This is a genomic window from Blautia hydrogenotrophica DSM 10507 (assembly GCF_034356035.1).
GTDB lineage: Bacteria > Bacillota > Clostridia > Lachnospirales > Lachnospiraceae > Blautia_A > Blautia_A hydrogenotrophica.
Map to the genome: position 1 here is coordinate 451,607 of NZ_CP136423.1, position 18,436 is coordinate 470,042.

An 18,436-nucleotide genomic window follows, 5' to 3' on the forward strand; every position below is an offset into this window, starting at 1 on the left:
AAAACAGCGTTGTGGCGGCGCGTAAAGTGAGACTGTGCCCCTCAAAAATTGAGGGGAAGGGGAAATTGAAGTGGGCTTGCCCACTTTGTTCAGCAGATTGGAGAGATGAAACAAGCTTGTTCACTTTTTAACTTGCGTGGACTTTGAAAATCTCCTATAATAGTGAGAAAAGAGTCAAAGAAGGTTATTGAGATGCAAAGTAAAATTCATTCTCTGATTTATCCAAATCAGAATGGTAATCAGTTGTTTATTATGAGGGAAGATTTACTGCCATTTTCTCTGGGCGGAAATAAAGTTCGGATAGGGCAGGAATTTTTTGACGATATGACAGAGCAGGGATGTGACTGTATGTTGGTCTATGGAAATAGCCGTTCCAATCTGTGCAGAGTGTTGGCAAATCTGTGCTGGACAAAGGGAGTTCCTTGTTTTATGATAAGTTCCCGGGAAGAGAATGAAGAGAGGATTGAGACGAACAACAGCCGTCTGATGAGGTGGTTAGGAGCTGAAGTGATTCCCTGCGAGAAGGACCAGATCGCTGAGACAGTGGAGGAGACTATGCTCAGACTTAGAAAGCAGGGATATCGCCCTTATTATATTTATGGGAGTAAATTTGGGACTGGCAATGAGGGAGTACCGGTGGGAGCCTACGTGAAGGCTTACCAAGAAATTTGCGAGTATGAGGCAGAGAGAGGAATTCACTTTGACTATATTTTCTTTCCATCGGGGACTGGTGCGACTCAGAGCGGATTGGTAGGCGGTCATCTTTTGAGAAAAGACTGCCGGAAAATTATCGGAGTGATGATTTCTTCTCGAGAAAAAGAGAGAGCGGAGCGAATTATTTGGGAGGGAATTGAGAGCTATTTTCAGAAAAACAGATTACCATTGAAGTCGGAGGACAGAGCGCAGATACATCTCTTAGATCAGTATAAGGCCGGAGGTTACGGGAAGTACAACCAGGAGATTCTGAACCAGATCAGGGAAGAATTCTGTAGAAATGGAATTCCGATGGACCCTACCTACACCGGCAAAGCATTTTGGGGAATGAAAAACTATTTGAAAGAGAAAGAGATTAGGGACAGCAATATCCTGTTTATCCATACAGGAGGGACTCCGTTGTTCTATGATAATCTGGGAAATGAGGGTTGAGAACATGCTAGTGTCGATTGTAATTCCGTGCTATAACTCAGAGGCCACGATTCGAAAAGTGGTGGAGATGGTGATGGAAGAATTTCAAAAGATGGAAGGCTATGACTGTGAATTTGTACTGGTGAATGACTGTTCCAAGGACCGGACGTTTCATGAAATACAAAAACTAGGCGAGGACTATCCCCAAGTCAGAGGGATTAACCTGATGCGAAATTTTGGACAACACAACGCGCTTATGGCAGCGATGAATTATACGAAAGGGGATTATGTATTGGGAATGGACGATGATATGCAGACCCATCCCTCTCAGATACACAAATTGATTGAGAAAATGGAGGAAGGCTATGATCTTGTCTATGGCTGCTATCCGCAGAAGAAAAATTCCCTGCTGAAAAATTTTTCCAGCAAATTGAACGAAGTCAGCTCTAGAATCTTGTTGGGTAGACCTAAGGAGATTGTCTCTAGTAATTTCTGGATGATTACCAAGGCTGTCCGGGATGAGGTTGTGAAATATACCAGCTTTAATCCGTATGTGGACGGAATTTTCTACCGAACTACTCATAACATCGGAAATGTAGAGGTGGAGCATTTCAAGCGAGAAGTAGGAACCTCCAACTATACATTGAAGAAGCTGATACGCCTCTGGTTGGCCTATTGGAACTACTCTGTGATTCCTCTTCGGATTTCTTCTGTCTTGGGCGGCATTTCAGCATGTGGTGGCTTTCTGGCAGCTCTTGTGATTGTGATACGTAAAATTTTAGACCCAGGCATTGTCGTGGGGTGGTCCTCTACGATCTGTATTATGGTCGTGTTCTTTGGATTGGTGCTCATGGTACTGGGGATTATCGGTGAATATCTGGGAAAGATTATTCTGTCTTTGAATAACACTCCTCAGTATATCGTCAGAGAGACAGTGAATATAGAAGAGAAGGATGGTGCGGATTGAAGAGGATAATGATTCTCGGAGCGGGCATTTATCAGGTACCGCTGATTCAAAAAGCGAAGGAGATGGGATTGGAGACCATCGTTGTGAGTATTCCCGGAAATTATCCGGGATTTGCCTTTGCCGATAAGGTTTATAAATTGGATACCAGAGATCAAGAAGCGGTACTCAGAGCAGCCCAGAGAGAAAGGATTGACGGTATCTGTACTTCTGGAACCGATGTGGCAGTGGTTACGATTGGCTATGTGTGTGAGAAGCTGGGACTGCCTGGAATCTCATATAAGGCAGCGAGGACAGTCACAGATAAGGCCAGAATGAAAGCAGCTTTTGCTGCGCGAGGTGTCTCCGGAGCAAAGTTTTTCACAGCCGCAAGCTCGGAGGAAGCGAAAGCAGCCGCGGGGCATTTGGGATATCCCGTGGTGATAAAACGGGTGGACAGCTCTGGGAGTCGCGGCATTACCCTTGTGTCCGAGGAGCAGGGCGTAGAGAAAGCCTATGAAGACGCCATGAGAGGGTCCAGGTGTCCTTATGTGCTGGTGGAAGAGTGTCTTACAGGAACAGAGATTGGTGTGGATGGCTTTGTGCGAGACGGCAGGCTGGTTTTTTTGGAACCCCATGAGAAATTTGTATTCCAGGGAGAAAAAATCACGGTGCCCATGGGACATGGCTTTCCTTACCGGGGCAGCGAGGCACTGAGGAAGGAGATTAAACGGCAGATACAGCTGGCAGTGGAGGCGACAGGGATGGACCAGTGCCCTGTGAATGCGGATGTGTTTGTGAAAGGGGAAAAAGCCTGGGTGATCGAAGTAGGCGGACGGACAGGCGCGACCTGTATACCAGAACTGATTGAAAGGTACTGTGGCTTTAATTTTTATGAAAAAATGATATGGAATGCGTTGGGAGAAGACGTCCGGTTTGAACAGGAGGGCCATAAGCCTTGTATGGCGAAGTTATTGATGAGCCCGGTCAACGGGAAGATCACGGCTGTCTATGAAAAGAATCTGGAAAAGATACGTATGGCTGGGACGGCGGTGGCCTTAGACTATGTCGTGGGAGATGCTGTGGCGGCTATGGCCAATGGGACAGACCGTATCGGCCATGTCATTGCGCAAGTAAATTCAGAAAGTGAGCTGGACAACATCATAGAGGAAGTGCAGCGGTGTGTCGCTGTCAATGGAAAAACACTGGAGGAGTTATGGAAAGAATCAAAGATTATATCTTGTTGCATTTGAATATCATGCTTTTTTCTTTTACCAGTGTGTTCTCAAAATTGGCTTCTAACTGTCTGAACAGAGACGGTATCCGCAGTCTTTGGCTGTACATCTTTTTGTTTTTGATGCTTTTAAACTGCTTTGTCTATGCGTTGGCATGGCAAAAGGTAATTAAAAAATTCGAGTTGAATGTGGCGTATGCGAATCGAAGTATTTACCTGATTTGGAGCCAGGTATGGGCGGTGGCAATCTTCCATGAGAATTTAACTGTGAGGAATATCGTAGGCTTACTGATCGTTTTTGCGGGCGTTATAATTGTCAGTACGCAGACAGGCGGGAAGGAAGGGGAGAAGACCGTATGAATGTTTACATGCTATTGATGTTTGGAATGACGTTTTTGACCGCAATCTCCCAAGTGCTGTTGAAAAAGAGTGCCAATCAGACATATAAAAGCTGGATTTATGAGTATCTGAACTGGCGGGTAATTGTGGCATATGGTATTTTTTTCGGAGTGCTGCTGGTGAATACCTACGCCTATACGCAGGTGGATATGAAATATGGCGCTGTGATTGATACGTTTAGCTATGTGTTTGTGATGGTGTTGTCTTGGCTTCTTCTGCGGGAACGGTTTACCCGCAGGAAAGTATTGGGAAACTTGGTTATCATGGTCGGAGTGCTGATCTATACGCTGCCGTGAAAATATGAAAAGACGAGGAATATTTTATACAAACAAATGCCGTATAGTCATCAACAGAGATGGCTACACGGCATTTGTTATTTTATGTAATAGGAAAGACCTTGTCACGCTAATGCGTGAGAGTTCTTTCCTATTACATAAACGCTCCGTTAAGGATGCGCACGCCGCAAAGAGGAATTTCACCGCAAAGCGGTGTTGCGGCAGCGCGCAAAATGAGTTACGCACCTCAAAAATTGAGGGGATAGAGGAGCTAAAGTGGGATCGCCTACTTTGTTATAGGAGCATAATACCTCTTTCTTTGGCGGATTTACGCATCTCGTCCGGCCAGATGGATACATGAACTTCCCCAATGTGCGCTTTTCTCAGGAAAAACATACAGATACGGGATTGACCGATTCCTCCGCCTATGGTATAGGGAAGTTCTTTGTTCAGAACGGCTTTTTGGAAATCCAGTTCCCGGCGGTCGTCACAGCCTGAGATGCTCAGCTGTCGGTCTAAAGACTCCTCATCCACACGGATACCCATAGAGGTAAGCTCCAATGCGATATCCAGAACAGGATAGTAGACCAAAATATCACCGTTTAATTCCCAATCGTCGTAATCAGGAGCACGCCCGTCATGGCGTTCCCCGTTGCTGAGTGTCTTTCCGATTTTCATCAGGAAAACAGCGCCTTTTTCTTTTGTGATTTTGTACTCCCGTTCCTTTGGAGTGCAGTCTGGATAGAGATCTAGAAGCTCCTGAGTGGTGATAAAGAAAATATCTTTGGGGAGGATTTCTTCTATGTAATCATATTGAATAGCCATATATTTTTCCGTCTTGCGGAGTACCTTATAGATGGTACGGACAACTTCCTTCAGAGTGTCCACAGTCCGGTTTTCTTTAGAAATGATTTTTTCCCAATCCCACTGGTCCACATAGACAGAATGGATATTGTCGAGATCTTCATCCCGGCGAATCGCGGTCATATCTGTGTAGAGGCCTTCTCCTTCAGAAAAACCGTATTTTTTCAAAGCGTAACGTTTCCACTTCGCGAGGGAATGGACGATTTCTGCAGTGTTTGTCATGTTTTTAATGTCAAAACTTACTGGGCGTTCTACACCATTTAAGTTATCATTTAACCCGGATTTAGGATCGACGAAGAGAGGTGCCGAGACACGTAGAAGATTCAGACGCTGAGCTAGAGTCTGCTGAAAAAAATCTTTGACGGTTTTAATGGCGACCTGAGTATCGTGCAGATTCAGCTCTGCATGGTAATCTTTGGGTACAGTAAAGTTTTCCAATTTGAACCCCTCCTATTCATTAATGGAAACATTATATCAGGAATTGAAAAGAATAGCAATTTTCTCTTGAAAGATTTATTGGAAATGCTAAAATAGATGGAGTCTGTTCAGATTAAGAAGAAAAAAAGATAGGGGGAAAGACATGAAAACGGAATTAAATTCAAGGCAATTTTACCGGACAGTGGCTGTACTGGTACTGCCGATAGCGCTTCAGAATCTGATCAACGTCGGAGTGACTTCCGCCGATGTCATTATGCTTGGGAGGGTCGGAGAAAACGCATTATCAGGTGTTTCCTTGGCCAATCAGGTATATTTCATTTTGTCACTGATCTATTTTGGATTGACATCTGGGGCAGCAGTGTTGACAGCCCAGTATTGGGGAAAACAAGATGTGCGGACAATTGAGAGAATTTTGGGGATTTCTTTGAGAGTAGGAATATATGCGGGACTATTGTTTACGGTTGTGGCCTGGCTTTTTCCGGTACCCGTGATGAAAATTTTTACCAATGAGCCTACAGTGATCGCCGAGGGAGTAAAATATCTTAAGATTGTTTCCTGCTCTTATGTGCTTTCAGGTATAACCTGTGTGTATCTGAGTATCATGAGAAGTGTAGAGAGGGTAATCGTCGCCACAGTGGTATATTTAATCTCACTGATCGTCAATGTTGTCATCAATGCGATTTTAATATTTGGCCTTTTAGGTGCGCCACAGCTCGGTAGCCAAGGAGCAGCAGTGGGTACTCTGGTAGCCAGATGTACGGAAATTCTTCTGGTTATAATCTATGCCAGAAAATTCAATGATACAGTCAAAGTTCGTTTTCGTGATCTGTTGGAGAGAAGTCCTCAGTTGATGAGCGATTTTAGAGTCTACGCGGTTCCTGTTTTGCTGAATGAATTGGCCTGGGGATTGGGAATGGCAATGATCTCAGCGATTGTGGGACATCTGGGCAGCGCCGCGGTGGCAGCGCATTCCGTGACGCAGGTTAGCCGGCAGCTAGCTATGGTTGTTGGGTTTGGAGTGGCAAGCGCCACGGCGATTCTCTGCGGAAAAGCGATTGGTGAACGCAAAGAGGAACTTGCGAAGGAATATGCCCGGAGACTCACCCGGCTATCCATCGTCGTAGGAGTCTGCGGCTCTTGTGTAATTCTCGCAGTTCTGCCGCTGCTTCACAGAGTGATGAATCTGACGCCTCAGGCCAGGTCTTATTTGACGGTGATGTTTTTCATTATGGCTTATTTTGTGATTTTCCAAACCTTGAACAGTACTTGGATTGTGGGAGTTTTTCGGTCTGGGGGAGATACGAGGTTCGGATTGATTTTGGATTCGGCGGCTCTCTGGGGTGTTTCCATCTGTGTGGGAGCGTTTTCTGCCTTTGTGCTGAAGATTCCCATGCCTTGGGTGTATATGATTTTGTGTGCGGATGAAGTGATTAAGATGCCTTTTTCGTGGAAACGGTATCGTTCTTACCGCTGGCTGAAAAATATCACACGCTAAATTAGAGCTGTATTCATGCTAGAATACCCTGTGGAATAGTACTGTGCGAACGGCAGTCTCTCGGCTATAGCTTCTCGGCGACAAAAAGGGGCTTTTCTTTTTAGAATGAATATGCTATACTCTTTTCTACAAGATATTGTTAGGGGAGATTATGAAAAATCTATATATTGTGTTTGAAAGGAGCAATTATGATTTACATCATCAAGAAAGACGGAACCCGAGAAGAATTTAACGCTGAGAAAATAGTGACGGCTGTCAATAAATCCGCAGCCCGTATTCTCTATAAATTTTCTGAAGAAGAAAAAGAATTTATCTGTCGTTTTGCCACTGAGAAGGCGGAATCTCTGGGGAAAAAAGAAATTCCCATCCAGGATATGCATAACATTGTGGAGGGAGCGCTGGAAAGGGTGAATCCAGCGGTGGCAAAAAGCTACAGGGATTATAGAAATTATAAGTTGGATTTCATTCATATGATGGATGATGTGTATACGAAGAGCCAGGCAATTCGTTATATTGGGGACAAAAGTAATGCGAATACGGACAGCGCGTTGGTGGCGACCAAGAGGAGTTTGATTTTTAATGAGTTGAACAAGGAACTCTACCGGAAATTCTTTATGAACCGCAACGAATTGCAGGCGTGTAAGGATGGATATATCTATATACACGATCAATCTGCGCGTCTGGATACCATGAACTGCTGTCTGTTTGATGTGGCTACTGTTCTGAAGGACGGGTTCGAGATGGGAAATGTCTGGTACAATGAGCCAAAGAGTTTGGATACGGCGTTTGACGTGATGGGGGACATCGTATTGAGTACTGCGGCTCAGCAGTACGGAGGCTTTACGGTTCCTGAAGTCGACAAAATTCTAGCTCCTTACGCCCAGAAGAGTTATGAGAAATATATTGAGGAGTATATGAAGTATTCAGATCCTTCCTGGGAGGGAAGAGAAGAACGTGCAGTGGAGTACGCGCTGGACAAAGTGAAAAGAGAGTACGATCAAGGCTGGCAGGGAATTGAGTATAAATTGAACACGGTTGGCTCTTCCCGCGGGGACTATCCGTTTGTGACAGTGACCCTTGGCTTAGGGACAGAGCCGTTTGAAAAGATGTGCTCGATTTCTTTGCTGAATGTGCATAAAGATGGTCAGGGCAAAAAAGGACATAAAAAACCGGTGCTGTTTCCAAAGATTGTATTTTTATATGATGAGAACATTCATGGGGAAGGAAAGTGCTGTGAGGATGTGTTTGAGGTGGGCTTAGAATGCTCTGCCAAGACGATGTATCCAGACTGGCTCTCTATGTCCGGAGACGGCTATATTGCCAGTATGTATAAAAAGTACAAAAAGGTAATCAGCCCTATGGGCTGTAGAGCGTTCTTGAGTCCTTGGTATGAGAGAGGTGGAATGAAGCCGGCAGACGAGAAAGATGTGCCGGTATTTGTGGGAAGATTTAATGTGGGAGCAGTTAGTCTGCATTTGCCGATGATTTTGGCCAAGGCCCGCTCGGAGAGCAGAGATTTCTATGAAGTATTGGATTTCTATTTGGAAATGATACGAAATCTCCATATCAGAACCTATGAGTATTTGGGACAGATGAGAGCGTCCACGAATCCACTGGCATATTGTGAAGGTGGTTTTTATGGAGGACATCTTCAGCCCCATGAGAAAATTGGGAAGATTTTAAAACCGATGACTGCTTCTTTTGGAATTACTGCTTTGAATGAGCTTCAAGAACTTTACAATGGAAAATCTATCACAGAGGACGGCCAGTTTGCTCTGGAAGTGCTAAAATATATCAACGATAAGGTGAATCAGTACAAAGAGGAAGACGGCTATCTATATGCGATTTATGGGACACCGGCGGAGAGCCTCTGCGGTCTTCAGATTGAACAATTCCGTAAGATGTACGGTATTGTGGAAGGGGTTTCGGACCGTCCATATGTGAGCAACAGTTTCCACTGTCATGTGACAGAAGATATTACTCCCATCGAAAAGCAGGACCTGGAAGGGCGATTTTGGGAGCTGTGCAATGGTGGAAAGATTCAGTATGTGAGATACCCGGTGAGTTATAACAAAGAGGCGATTCGCACATTGATTCGGCGTGCTATGGCCTTGGGATATTATGAGGGTGTGAACTTGTCTTTAGCCTACTGTGACGACTGCGGGCATGAGGAGTTGGATATGGATGTATGTCCAGTCTGCGGGTCCAGTAATCTGACCAAAATTGACCGGATGAACGGGTATCTGTCCTACAGCCGTGTGCATGGTGATACCCGCCTCAATGACGCGAAGATGGCGGAGATTGCCGAGAGAAAATCCATGTAGGAGATTTAGGAAAGAACTTGTCACGCTAATGCGTGAAAGTTCTTTCCTATAACAGAAATCTTCCGTAGGATTCTTTTTTACTTTTTGTATTTTATATAGTTGCAAACTAGCATGGCAAGCTTAAAGGTTAAAGCATCTTCAAAAGTTCGGATGTCCAGTCCGAACTTTTTTTCTAATTTCTCAAAACGGTAGACCAGAGTGTTTCGATGGACATAGAGTTTCCTGGAGGTCTCTGACAGATTCAGATTGTTTTCAAAAAAAGTCTTAATTGTGATCAGAGATTCTTCGTCCAGGGAATCCAGAGTCTCTTTCTTAAAGATCTCATCTATAAACATTTCGCAGACAGATACCGGAAGTTGGTAGATCAGCCGTCCAATACCTAGCTGGCTATAACCGAAAGTATTTTTATCGCTGTAGAATATTTTTCCTACTTCAAGGGCTGTCATAGCTTCCTTATAGGCGCTGGGGAGGCTGACCAATTCATCTACAGGGTTGCTGTATGAGACCCAGGCCTTCGTCATGGCCTCCATATTGAGCATATCTACGAGCATCCTGGCAGTGTCACGGAGTGTCTTTTGGCTGTCTGTGGACTGGAGTTCACGAACTAAGACTACGTTTTGATCGTTTAAAGTGGTGATGAAATCCTTTGTTCTGGCTGAGAAAATGTTTTTCACCATTGTAATGACGTCTTCTCCGTGGGCCTGCTTCGTCTCGATGATAAAGACTGCGCGCCGGCAGCTAGTAGAAATATGAAGCTTTTTGGCGCGGTTGAAAATATCCATTGGTGCGTAATTTTCTAGAAGAAGGTTTTGCATGAAGACATTTTTATCAGTCTTTTCCCTGGAAGCTTCCAGAAGAGTGGCGATTTGACACACGGCCAATTCGCCGATGGTGTGTGCGGATGGACCCTCTCCCCATACGACCAATATGTAGTTTAAAGTATCTGAGAGCAGGATTTTATAGAGATGCGACGAGGTATTGGCGAGGCTGACAACGGAGTCGTTCTTTAAGAATTCCTGAATTTTTTTTGAGGAGGGCAGACGGCGGCTGGCAGTGGTCAGATATATTTTCTCGTCTGTGGTCAGAAGACAAAAATCTAAATGGCTGATTTCCTTCCATTCTTCTAAAGTTTTCTGCAAGGTCTGATATAAGCTCACGAAGTTACGTCCTTTCTGTGATTTGTGTTTACATGGGGTATCTTGTCATTATACCATGATTGACCCCTCTGTTGGCAAGGGGACTATTGGAATAAGGGGGAAAGCTTACTCCAAAGAACAGAAAAAAGAGGACCGCCGCAAAAGCGGAAGCCCTCTTATTATACAGCACAAGAGTTTTATTAGTTGGTGATAGTCTGCTCAGTCTCTTTGTCGAAGAAGTGAGCTTTCTCCATATCAAATGCAAATTTGACAGGATCACCGGTCTTGGCGGTAGTACGCGGATCTACACGGGCGGTAACCTGTGTGTCAGCGATGTCGAAATACAGGAATACTTCTGCACCGAGAAGCTCGTATACTTTTACGGTGGATTCCATGACTGTACTTGGGGAAGAAGCCAGGAACATCTCAGAATCATGGATATCCTCTGGACGGATTCCCAGAGTTACAGTCTTTCCAATGTAGCCCTGATCTTTTAAAATAGTGGCTTTTGCCACGGGAACGGTAATATCGTATCCTCCGACAGTGGCGATGACATCGTTTCCTTTCTGGGAAATAGTGGCATCCAGGAAGTTCATCTGCGGGGAACCCATGAAACCAGCAACGAACAAGTTACCAGGCTTCTGATACAGATTCTGAGGTGTATCTACCTGCTGAACTACACCGTCCTTCATCACGACGATTCTGGTACCGAGGGTCATAGCCTCTGTCTGGTCATGGGTTACGTAAATAATGGTAGTTCCCAGTCTCTGATGAAGTTTGGAGATCTCGATACGCATCTGAACACGCAGTTTTGCATCCAGGTTGGACAAAGGCTCGTCCATCAGGAATACTTTTGGCTCACGTACGATTGCGCGTCCCATGGCAACACGCTGTCTTTGACCTCCGGATAGAGCTTTTGGTTTACGGTCAAGCAGTTTCTCCAAATCCAGAATCTTTGCGGCTTCACGGACCATTTTGTCAATCTGATCTTTTGGAACTTTTCTCAATTTCAGTCCAAACGCCATATTATCATATACTGTCATATGAGGATACAACGCGTAGTTCTGGAATACCATCGCGATGTCTCTGTCTTTGGGCTCTACATCGTTTACTACTTTATCACCGATTTTCAAGGTACCGCTAGTGATGTCTTCCAGGCCGGCGATCATACGAAGAGTTGTAGATTTACCGCAGCCAGACGGACCAACGAAAATGATAAATTCTTTGTCTTTGATTTCCAGATTAAAATCCTTTACAGCTTCAAAGCCGTTGGGATAGGTTTTGTTGATGTGAGATAAAGATAAACTTGCCATTTTATATTCCTCCAATAAAATTCTTTTTGTTACCTGTCTTTCATATCTGTAACCAGTATATAAGAGAGTGGCTTTGGAATCTAGATTCGAAACTTACAAAGATTTTTGAGGTTTCTGGTCAGTTTGACGAAAAACACCTGGACTTTATCTTTACGGTATCTGCTCTGGGATGGTATAATGATTGCAGCAATTGATGTAGATGTATGGGAGGTTTTTCTATGAGAGAAAAAATGACAAAAATTTACGCTAAAGGAAATAAGAATATTATCTTACGGGTGACTCCGGGACATTTTGTGACTCCACAGTCTCATATCACGCATTATCTGGACATGACAACTATGCGTTCACGTGTCTCTGAGGCTCAGGCTGTAGCGAAGGAACTAGCCAATAAGTATCAGGTATCTACGCCGGTAGACACCATTGTATGTATGGATAGTCTTGAAGTGATAGGGGCTTTTTTGGCAGAGGAATTGACAAAGGCAGGGGTTCATTCTATGAATGCACATCAGACAATCTATGTAACCTCACCAGAATTTAACAGTCAGGGACAGATACTGTTTCGTGACAATATTCAGCCGATGATTAAGGGGAAAAACTGTATTATTTTGATGAGTTCTGTCACGACTGGAAAGACACTGCAAAGCGGAATAGAGAGTATTCTCTACTATGGGGGCGTTATTCGAGGTGTGTCTGCTATTTTCAGCGCAGTGAGCAAGGTAGCTGGTGTGGACGTAGATTCTATTTTCAGACAAAAAGATATACCGGATTACTGTACCTATAAGAGTCGTGAGTGCAAGTTGTGCAAAAATCTGGTAAAGATAGATGCCTTGGTGAATAGTTTTGGCTACACCAAAATCTGAATATCTATTCAGAATTCAGAAAGGACAAGTCTAGCTTAATGACACGATCCATAACCGTGGGAACGTAAGCCTGATAGCTGTAGGCGGCTGACTCAAACAAAAGATATAAAGTGTCTCCGTCTACATAGATTTGTTCCAGTTGGCAAGGAAAGAGGTAATTATATTCGGCTTGGTGATCTCTCAGGGACTCTGCCAGGAGATGGTTAAATACCCGGAGACTTGACGGGAATACTCCGTAGGACTGGGAGATCAGAAGTTGGTCGCCGTAAAAGGCGATTCCCTGTGCCTTTCCTGAGATCATAGTAATATCTTCAGCTACGGGAACTTTCATATTTAGGCCCCATTCTCGGTCTAGCTGTTCCACGAGTCCGCCGTCTTCTCCGATGGCAAATTTTTCAATGACGCTGTCTGCGTCCGTAGTAAAAAATCCCACATAGAGAGCTTTATCGTAATAAGTCAGAAAAGAATCCCGGGTGATGCCGTAGAGAAAATATTTTTGCGTGTACTTAAGAGGGGATTTTGTCTCCTCAAAGGAGTAGGCTTCTAATTCTTTCAAAGAATAATAGTTGGCCTGGGCGACACCACGTTCTCTTCCAGCTACCCATAGGTTATGGTGAATAGGGTCATAGGCTAGGCCGCCTGCATGTGTTCTACCGGGAAGGACAATTTCTTTTAGAAATCGGTGGCTGTTCTTGTCCAGCATATAGAGGACGGAATTGTGTTCGCCAGTGTGACAGTACGCGCTGATAAAGAGATAGTCTTCTGTTACGGCGAGTCCCTGGGGAGTCATGGAAGTACAGAGAGCAGCTTGACCGGTCTGGCCAAAGTCAAGGGTGCGGGTGGCTTTCAGGCCAGGAATAATATAGGTGTCCCAATTTAAGTGATCGGTATTGTCTGAAAAAGCATACTCTTCAATGATCGGATTTTGACAGGCAATATCGGAGAACTGCTTCAGGGTATAAAGCGCTGCGTCAGTATTCGTATAGACCGCATCGGTTTTCGGCTCAGTTTTGCCGCGGTACAGGACAGTATAAGATACAAATATCCCTGAGGATACAAGGACAAATAGCAGATAATATGAAATTACTCGGAAGAATAGCTTCTTTTTTGACGTTTTTTTCATGGATACCTCAGAGCAGTTTTGACAAATTTGCTATTATCATACTATATTTCATAGTCCGTGTACAAGTACAGAGGGAAACTAATTGGAAGTCTGAACTGTAATATTGTTGCAGTTTAGGTCTCCAATATCTCACAAAGCACGTTACTGCTCACGACCCGCAAATGAGTGAACAGTAACGTAATATTAAGATCATTCCTGTATATTTTTGCCGGAAATGAGAAAAGCTATTACTATGATTTTTGAGAGGAGTGTGTATGATGAACGGCAATGCAGAGCTTTTAAATTTCATTTATCAAAATTCTCAGATGGGAACAGAAACGGTGCCTCGGCTTTTGGAATTAGTGAAAAACGAGAAAATGAGGGCTCATCTACAGAATCAATTGAAGGGTTATGAGGACTTTCAGAAAAAGGCTCGAAGTCTTCTTCAGAAGCATGGATGTGAAGAAAAAGAGTTGAGCGGTATGGAAAAGATGAAGACTTACCTGATGATGAATGTACAGACAATGATGGACAAAAGTGATTCTCATATTGCTCAAATGATGATTCAAGGTTCCACGATGGGAATCACAGACGCAGTAAAAAAACTTCACGATTATTCAGATGCAGAGAAAGAGATTCAGACTCTAATGAAAGATTTACAGGAATTTGAAGAAAAAAGTATTGAAAAATTAAAGGAATTTTTATAGGACGGAGGGGCTTTATATGCAGATTGTGTATAGCCCCTCTTTTTAAAACATCAGAATCATTCAATATGGCTATAAAACAATCATAAACATTCATAAAAAGTAAATGAATAACGTAAATATGAATGTTTATGAAATATTTACAAGAAAAAAGTGTAAAAATTGTGAATTAATATGATTGAAATTGAATGATTATGAATGTATAATAGAGACATAAAAGAACAGTGAAAGGGGACGTAAAGATGATCTACACAGTGACATTCAACCCATCTTTGGACTACATTGTTGCTGTAGAAAATTTTAAAGTAGGAATGACAAACCGTGCCAGTCAGGAACGGCTTTTGGCTGGGGGAAAGGGAATCAATGTGTCGACGGTTCTGAGCAACTTAGGAGTGGACAGTGTAGCTTTGGGGTTCACAGCTGGTTTCACGGGAGAAGAGATTCGTAAAATGGCAGAGAAGACAGGCCTTCGGACAGAGTTCATTGAAGTAGAGCAAGGGTTTTCCCGTATAAATATGAAACTGAAGAGTATAGAGGGGACAGAGATCAACGGGATTGGTCCTGTAATCTCGGAGAGTGAACTGCAAAAGCTGTTGAATAGATTAGACTGTCTGAGAGCTGAAGATGTGCTGGTTTTAGCAGGTTCTATTCCTGACAGTATTCCGGATTCCATCTATCGGGATATTATGGAGAGATTGAAAGGACGAGGGATTAACTTTGTGGTGGATGCCACCAGAGATCTTTTGATGAATGTATTGGATTGCCATCCGTTTTTGATAAAGCCAAATAATCATGAACTGGGTGAGATTTTCGGAGTGGAGCTAAATGACCGGGAGAGTGTCAAACCTTATGCAAAACAGATGCAGCAAAGAGGTGCACGGAATGTTTTGGTCTCCATGGCTGGAGCTGGAGCGGTCTTGCTGGATGAAAACGGAGAATACTATGAGACAGCAGCGCCGAAAGGAACTTTGGTCAATGGTGTGGGAGCAGGAGATTCTATGGTAGCGGGCTTTTTGGCGGGCTGGTTTAAAAGCGGTGACTACCGGACTGCATTTAAGATGGGAGTGGCAGCGGGAAGTGCCAGCGCTTTTTCTGAGTTTTTGGCGACAGGTGAGGAAGTAGAAAAAATTTACGAGTCACTGCAAAAGTGAAGGAGGGAGAAAATATGAGAATTACAGACTTGCTGGATTCTAAAAGTATTTGCCTGGAAGGAACTCCAGGTTCTAAAAATGAGGCGTTGGACCAGATGGTTGACCTAATGGCCAGAAGTGGGAAGATCAATGATTTAGAAGCCTACCGCAGACAGGTTTATTTAAGGGAAGAAGAGAGCACGACAGGAATTGGAGATGGAATAGCAATTCCCCATGGAAAATGTGACGCGGTGACGCGGCCAGGGTTGGCGGCAATGGTTGTGCGGGAGGGAGTAGAATTTGATGCTCTAGACGGAGAACCGGTAAATTTAATTTTTTTGATTGCTGCTCCAAATACGGAGGATAACGTCCATTTGGATGTTCTAAGTAAATTATCTGTCTTATTGATGGACGAAAAGTTTGTGGAAGATTTGAAAAATGCAAAGACAGTGGATGACTTTCTTCAGATCGTGGACGCGGCAGATGAGGAAAAACCGGATTTGGATGAATCGTTGTCGGCGGATACATCAGAAAAAGAGTCAAAAGAAAAGTGTAAGATTTTAGCAGTTACTTCCTGTCCTACTGGAATTGCACATACGTATATGGCTGCAGAGGGATTAGAAAAAGCAGCAAAAGCTCAGAATTGTTGGATTAAGGTGGAAACAAGGGGTTCTGGAGGAGCAAAAAACGTTCTCACGGAACAGGAGATTCAAGAAGCGGACTGTATTATCGTTGCGGCAGATGCGAAAGTTCCTATGGAGAGATTTCATGGAAAGCGTTTGATTGAATGTCAAGTATCCGATGGAATTAGTAAGGCAGACCAATTGATTGAGAGGGCAATTCGAGGAGATGCCCCTGTGTATCAGGCAGCGTCCGGGGCAGTCAGTGAACAAACTGCGGTTTCAGGTTCTTGGGGACACAAGATCTATATGCAGCTGATGAATGGAGTATCTCATATGCTGCCTTTTGTGGTGGGCGGTGGTATTTTGATCGCGTTGGCTTTTCTGATTGATGGTCTGAGTGTAGATATGGCTAGCTTGTCGGATGAAATGCGGGCAAACTTTGGAACGATCACACCTGCAGCGGCGGTGCTAAAAAACATTGGAGGAGTTGCATTTGGATTTATGCTGCCGATATTGGCTGGATTTATCGCGATGAGTATTGCGGACAGACCAGGACTGGCAGTGGGCTTTGTAGGAGGAGCAATTGCGGCCAATGGAAAATCTGGATTTTTGGGAGCGCTGTTGGCTGGATTTATCGCTGGATATCTGATTCTTCTTTTAAGAAAAGCTTTTTCAAAACTTCCAGAATCTATAGAGAAGATTGCGCCGGTTTTATTGTATCCACTCTTTGGAATTTTGTTTATCGGGCTGATTATGACTTTTGTCGTGGAACCGCCGATAGGTGCTTTGAATACAGCTTTGAATACTGGGCTCACAAATATGGGCGGAGCCAGCAAAGTGGTCTTGGGAATGATCGTGGCAGGCATGATGTCTGTGGATATGGGAGGCCCGTTTAACAAAGCGGCTTATGTGTTTGGAACTGCATCAATCGCTGCTGGAAATTATGATATCATGGCAGCAGTCATGATCGGGGGAATGGTTCCGCCGTGTGCGATTGCTCTGTCGACGTTGCTGTTCAAAAATAAATTTACAAAGGCTGAGAGGGAGTCAGGGCCTACCAACTTTATCATGGGGCTTGCCTTTATCACAGAAGGTGCGATTCCATTTGCGGCTTCTGACCCACTGAGAGTACTGCCTTCCTGTATTTTGGGGTCTGCTGCGGCTGGAGCTCTTTCTATGGCATTTAATTGTACTCTGATGGCTCCGCACGGAGGAATCTTTGTATTTCCAGTGGTTGACCATGCAGTGATGTATTTCTTGGCATTGATTGTAGGAACAGTGTTAGGAGCTGTGGCGCTGGGCTTGCTGAAGAAGAAAGTGGAGCAGTAAAACAAAAGTTTATGAGACTGTATGCCGCGGTGAGGTATTGAATGTCGGAGTAGTGGAGTGAAAAACTAAGGACGACATTCCGCCTGACCGCGGCTTTCTATCTATTAAGTTAAGTAGGAAAAAAGCTGAAATAATTGTCTTTAGTATAAATAAAAACATCTTAATTGTAGACCATATAATATGAAAAAGTAATTGCTTTTGGTTGAATCTTTGGGAGATTACAGTTAAAATGAAAATAGAGGTGCGCAGAGCCAATGACTATGAGCGCTTAGAGGAGATTCTTTTGGCTGTGCGGGATCTATTTGGAGGAAGTGTGTGAATGTTAACTGAAAAGCGACAGGAGGAAATTTTAAGGCTTCTGACAGTAAAAGGCAGTGTGACTGTTCAGGAGTTGAAGGAACAATTACATGCATCGGAATCGACGATAAGACGCGATTTGAATCAGATGCATCAGGAGGGGGTGCTGGTTAAAGTATTCGGTGGAGCAGTCACAGCCGAGAAGAGAGTCAGTGCCAAAGACGAGCAAGTGGCATTCAGGGAGGAGAGGAACCAGGCCGAGAAGATCAAAATTGGACAGTATGCCGCTGGGCTGATCGGGGAAAATGATTTCGTCTATCTGGATGCAGGGACGACGACAGGATATATGATTCCTTTCATCAAGGAAAAGACGGCAACCTTTGTGACGAACGCAGTGTCTCATGGAATGCGTTTAGCACAGAATGGTTTTCGAGTAATTTTGATTGGAGGGGAGTTAAAGCTTTCGACAGAAGCGATTGTGGGAAACGAAGCCTATGTAAATCTTCAGAAGTACCATTTTACAATTGGTTTTTGGGGGACCAACGGGGTAGGACGAGAGGCTGGTTTTTCCACTCCAGACATCAACGAGGCAATGATTAAGCAGTGCGCGATGAAAAGGACTCAAAAGCGCTATGTGCTTTGCGATCATGAGAAGTTTTTACACACAAGTGCAGTCACTTTCGGCGAGTTTGAGGAGGCTACAGTTATCACGGATAAAGTCTTGGACAGCAGTTATCGCCATTGCGTTAACATTGTGGAATTAAGTGACTGAGAGCAGGAAAAGAGTTGTTACACGGACAAGATAAATACGCAAAAATGCTAATCAGATGCAATAAATTGCGAGG

At 44.0% G+C, this 18,436-nt stretch carries 16 protein-coding genes; 12 read left to right on the plus strand and 4 right to left on the minus strand.

The features are described from left to right. The first annotated feature begins 192 nt into the window (after positions 1-192). From BLHYD_RS02155 to BLHYD_RS02175, 5 genes are read left to right on the plus strand one after another with little or no spacing between them, the layout of a single operon-like run. The gene (locus BLHYD_RS02155) at positions 193-1,146 is read left to right on the plus strand and encodes a 1-aminocyclopropane-1-carboxylate deaminase/D-cysteine desulfhydrase (protein WP_040350439.1); all 954 of its coding nucleotides are present in this window, start codon (positions 193-195) and stop codon (positions 1,144-1,146) included. Then, positions 1,121-2,092 carry a glycosyltransferase family 2 protein gene (locus BLHYD_RS02160; RefSeq protein ID WP_005947166.1) on the plus strand — a complete coding sequence of 324 codons (972 nt, stop codon included), beginning with the start codon at positions 1,121-1,123 and terminating at the stop codon, positions 2,090-2,092. Before BLHYD_RS02155 ends, BLHYD_RS02160 begins: the two co-directional genes overlap by 26 nt. Then, the gene (locus BLHYD_RS02165) at positions 2,089-3,321 is read left to right on the plus strand and encodes an ATP-grasp domain-containing protein (RefSeq protein WP_155799544.1); all 1,233 of its coding nucleotides are present in this window, start codon (positions 2,089-2,091) and stop codon (positions 3,319-3,321) included. The genes BLHYD_RS02160 and BLHYD_RS02165 overlap by 4 nt, the downstream gene beginning before the upstream one ends. Beyond that, positions 3,285-3,662: an EamA family transporter gene (locus BLHYD_RS02170; protein WP_005947170.1), complete on the plus strand. Its 378-nt coding sequence runs from the start codon at positions 3,285-3,287 to the stop codon at positions 3,660-3,662. The genes BLHYD_RS02165 and BLHYD_RS02170 overlap by 37 nt, the downstream gene beginning before the upstream one ends. Beyond that, on the plus strand, positions 3,659-3,997 hold the full coding sequence (locus BLHYD_RS02175) for an EamA family transporter (protein WP_005947172.1): 339 nt from the start codon (positions 3,659-3,661) through the stop codon (positions 3,995-3,997). Before BLHYD_RS02170 ends, BLHYD_RS02175 begins: the two co-directional genes overlap by 4 nt. Before the next feature lie 273 nt (positions 3,998-4,270). Here the strand turns inward: BLHYD_RS02175 and asnA are convergent, their stop codons facing one another. Beyond that, positions 4,271-5,278: an aspartate--ammonia ligase gene (gene asnA / locus BLHYD_RS02180; RefSeq protein WP_005947176.1), complete on the minus strand. Its 1,008-nt coding sequence runs from the start codon at positions 5,276-5,278 to the stop codon at positions 4,271-4,273. A 142-nt stretch (positions 5,279-5,420) separates the two neighbouring features. Here asnA and BLHYD_RS02185 point away from each other — a divergent pair, with 142 nt between their 5' ends. Further along, positions 5,421-6,773: an MATE family efflux transporter gene (locus BLHYD_RS02185; protein ID WP_005947180.1), complete on the plus strand. Its 1,353-nt coding sequence runs from the start codon at positions 5,421-5,423 to the stop codon at positions 6,771-6,773. A gap of 188 nt (positions 6,774-6,961) precedes the next feature. Next, on the plus strand, positions 6,962-9,097 hold the full coding sequence (gene nrdD / locus BLHYD_RS02190) for an anaerobic ribonucleoside-triphosphate reductase (protein ID WP_005947181.1): 2,136 nt from the start codon (positions 6,962-6,964) through the stop codon (positions 9,095-9,097). 77 nt (positions 9,098-9,174) lie between these two features. Here the strand turns inward: nrdD and BLHYD_RS02195 are convergent, their stop codons facing one another. Beyond that, positions 9,175-10,254 (minus strand): PucR family transcriptional regulator, encoded by a 1,080-nt coding sequence (locus tag BLHYD_RS02195; protein ID WP_005947183.1) that lies wholly within the window; start codon positions 10,252-10,254, stop codon positions 9,175-9,177. Positions 10,255-10,433: 179 nt separating this feature from the next. Continuing rightward, positions 10,434-11,546: an ABC transporter ATP-binding protein gene (locus BLHYD_RS02200; RefSeq protein WP_005947187.1), complete on the minus strand. Its 1,113-nt coding sequence runs from the start codon at positions 11,544-11,546 to the stop codon at positions 10,434-10,436. A gap of 218 nt (positions 11,547-11,764) precedes the next feature. On the opposite strand from BLHYD_RS02200, the gene BLHYD_RS02205 reads away from it, so the two are divergent. Continuing rightward, positions 11,765-12,406, plus strand: coding sequence for a type I phosphoribosyltransferase (locus BLHYD_RS02205; protein WP_040350440.1), 642 nt, complete (start codon positions 11,765-11,767; stop codon positions 12,404-12,406). Positions 12,407-12,410: 4 nt separating this feature from the next. On the opposite strand, the gene BLHYD_RS02210 is transcribed toward BLHYD_RS02205, so the two are convergent. Then, the gene (locus BLHYD_RS02210) at positions 12,411-13,529 is read right to left on the minus strand and encodes a hypothetical protein (protein WP_005947192.1); all 1,119 of its coding nucleotides are present in this window, start codon (positions 13,527-13,529) and stop codon (positions 12,411-12,413) included. A gap of 254 nt (positions 13,530-13,783) precedes the next feature. On the opposite strand from BLHYD_RS02210, the gene BLHYD_RS02215 reads away from it, so the two are divergent. The 4 genes from BLHYD_RS02215 (at position 13,784) to BLHYD_RS02230 (ending at position 18,363) form a co-directional block, all read left to right on the plus strand. Then, positions 13,784-14,215 (plus strand): hypothetical protein, encoded by a 432-nt coding sequence (locus BLHYD_RS02215; RefSeq protein ID WP_005947194.1) that lies wholly within the window; start codon positions 13,784-13,786, stop codon positions 14,213-14,215. A 239-nt stretch (positions 14,216-14,454) separates the two neighbouring features. After that, positions 14,455-15,363 carry a 1-phosphofructokinase gene (gene pfkB, locus BLHYD_RS02220; RefSeq protein ID WP_021845733.1) on the plus strand — a complete coding sequence of 303 codons (909 nt, stop codon included), beginning with the start codon at positions 14,455-14,457 and terminating at the stop codon, positions 15,361-15,363. A gap of 14 nt (positions 15,364-15,377) precedes the next feature. Further along, complete coding sequence (locus tag BLHYD_RS02225) at positions 15,378-17,294, plus strand: PTS fructose transporter subunit IIABC (RefSeq protein ID WP_021845734.1); 1,917 nt, start codon at positions 15,378-15,380, stop codon at positions 17,292-17,294. 319 nt (positions 17,295-17,613) lie between these two features. Beyond that, positions 17,614-18,363 carry a DeoR/GlpR family DNA-binding transcription regulator gene (locus BLHYD_RS02230; protein ID WP_005947200.1) on the plus strand — a complete coding sequence of 250 codons (750 nt, stop codon included), beginning with the start codon at positions 17,614-17,616 and terminating at the stop codon, positions 18,361-18,363. Positions 18,364-18,436 lie beyond the last annotated feature (73 nt).

Bases quoted from the DNA above. Each gene is read 5' to 3' on its own strand.
- BLHYD_RS02215 (WP_005947194.1), top strand. From the start codon at position 13,784: ATGATGAACGGCAATGCAGAGCTTTTAAATTTCATTTATCAAAATTCT.
- BLHYD_RS02225 (WP_021845734.1), top strand. From the start codon at position 15,378: ATGAGAATTACAGACTTGCTGGATTCTAAAAGTATTTGCCTGGAAGGA.
- BLHYD_RS02210 (WP_005947192.1), bottom strand. From the start codon at position 13,529: ATGAAAAAAACGTCAAAAAAGAAGCTATTCTTCCGAGTAATTTCATAT.
- nrdD (WP_005947181.1), top strand. From the start codon at position 6,962: ATGATTTACATCATCAAGAAAGACGGAACCCGAGAAGAATTTAACGCT.
- BLHYD_RS02155 (WP_040350439.1), top strand. From the start codon at position 193: ATGCAAAGTAAAATTCATTCTCTGATTTATCCAAATCAGAATGGTAAT.
- BLHYD_RS02185 (WP_005947180.1), top strand. From the start codon at position 5,421: ATGAAAACGGAATTAAATTCAAGGCAATTTTACCGGACAGTGGCTGTA.
- BLHYD_RS02230 (WP_005947200.1), top strand. From the start codon at position 17,614: ATGTTAACTGAAAAGCGACAGGAGGAAATTTTAAGGCTTCTGACAGTA.
- BLHYD_RS02160 (WP_005947166.1), top strand. From the start codon at position 1,121: ATGATAATCTGGGAAATGAGGGTTGAGAACATGCTAGTGTCGATTGTA.
- BLHYD_RS02205 (WP_040350440.1), top strand. From the start codon at position 11,765: ATGAGAGAAAAAATGACAAAAATTTACGCTAAAGGAAATAAGAATATT.
- pfkB (WP_021845733.1), top strand. From the start codon at position 14,455: ATGATCTACACAGTGACATTCAACCCATCTTTGGACTACATTGTTGCT.
- BLHYD_RS02170 (WP_005947170.1), top strand. From the start codon at position 3,285: ATGGAAAGAATCAAAGATTATATCTTGTTGCATTTGAATATCATGCTT.
- BLHYD_RS02200 (WP_005947187.1), bottom strand. From the start codon at position 11,546: ATGGCAAGTTTATCTTTATCTCACATCAACAAAACCTATCCCAACGGC.
- BLHYD_RS02175 (WP_005947172.1), top strand. From the start codon at position 3,659: ATGAATGTTTACATGCTATTGATGTTTGGAATGACGTTTTTGACCGCA.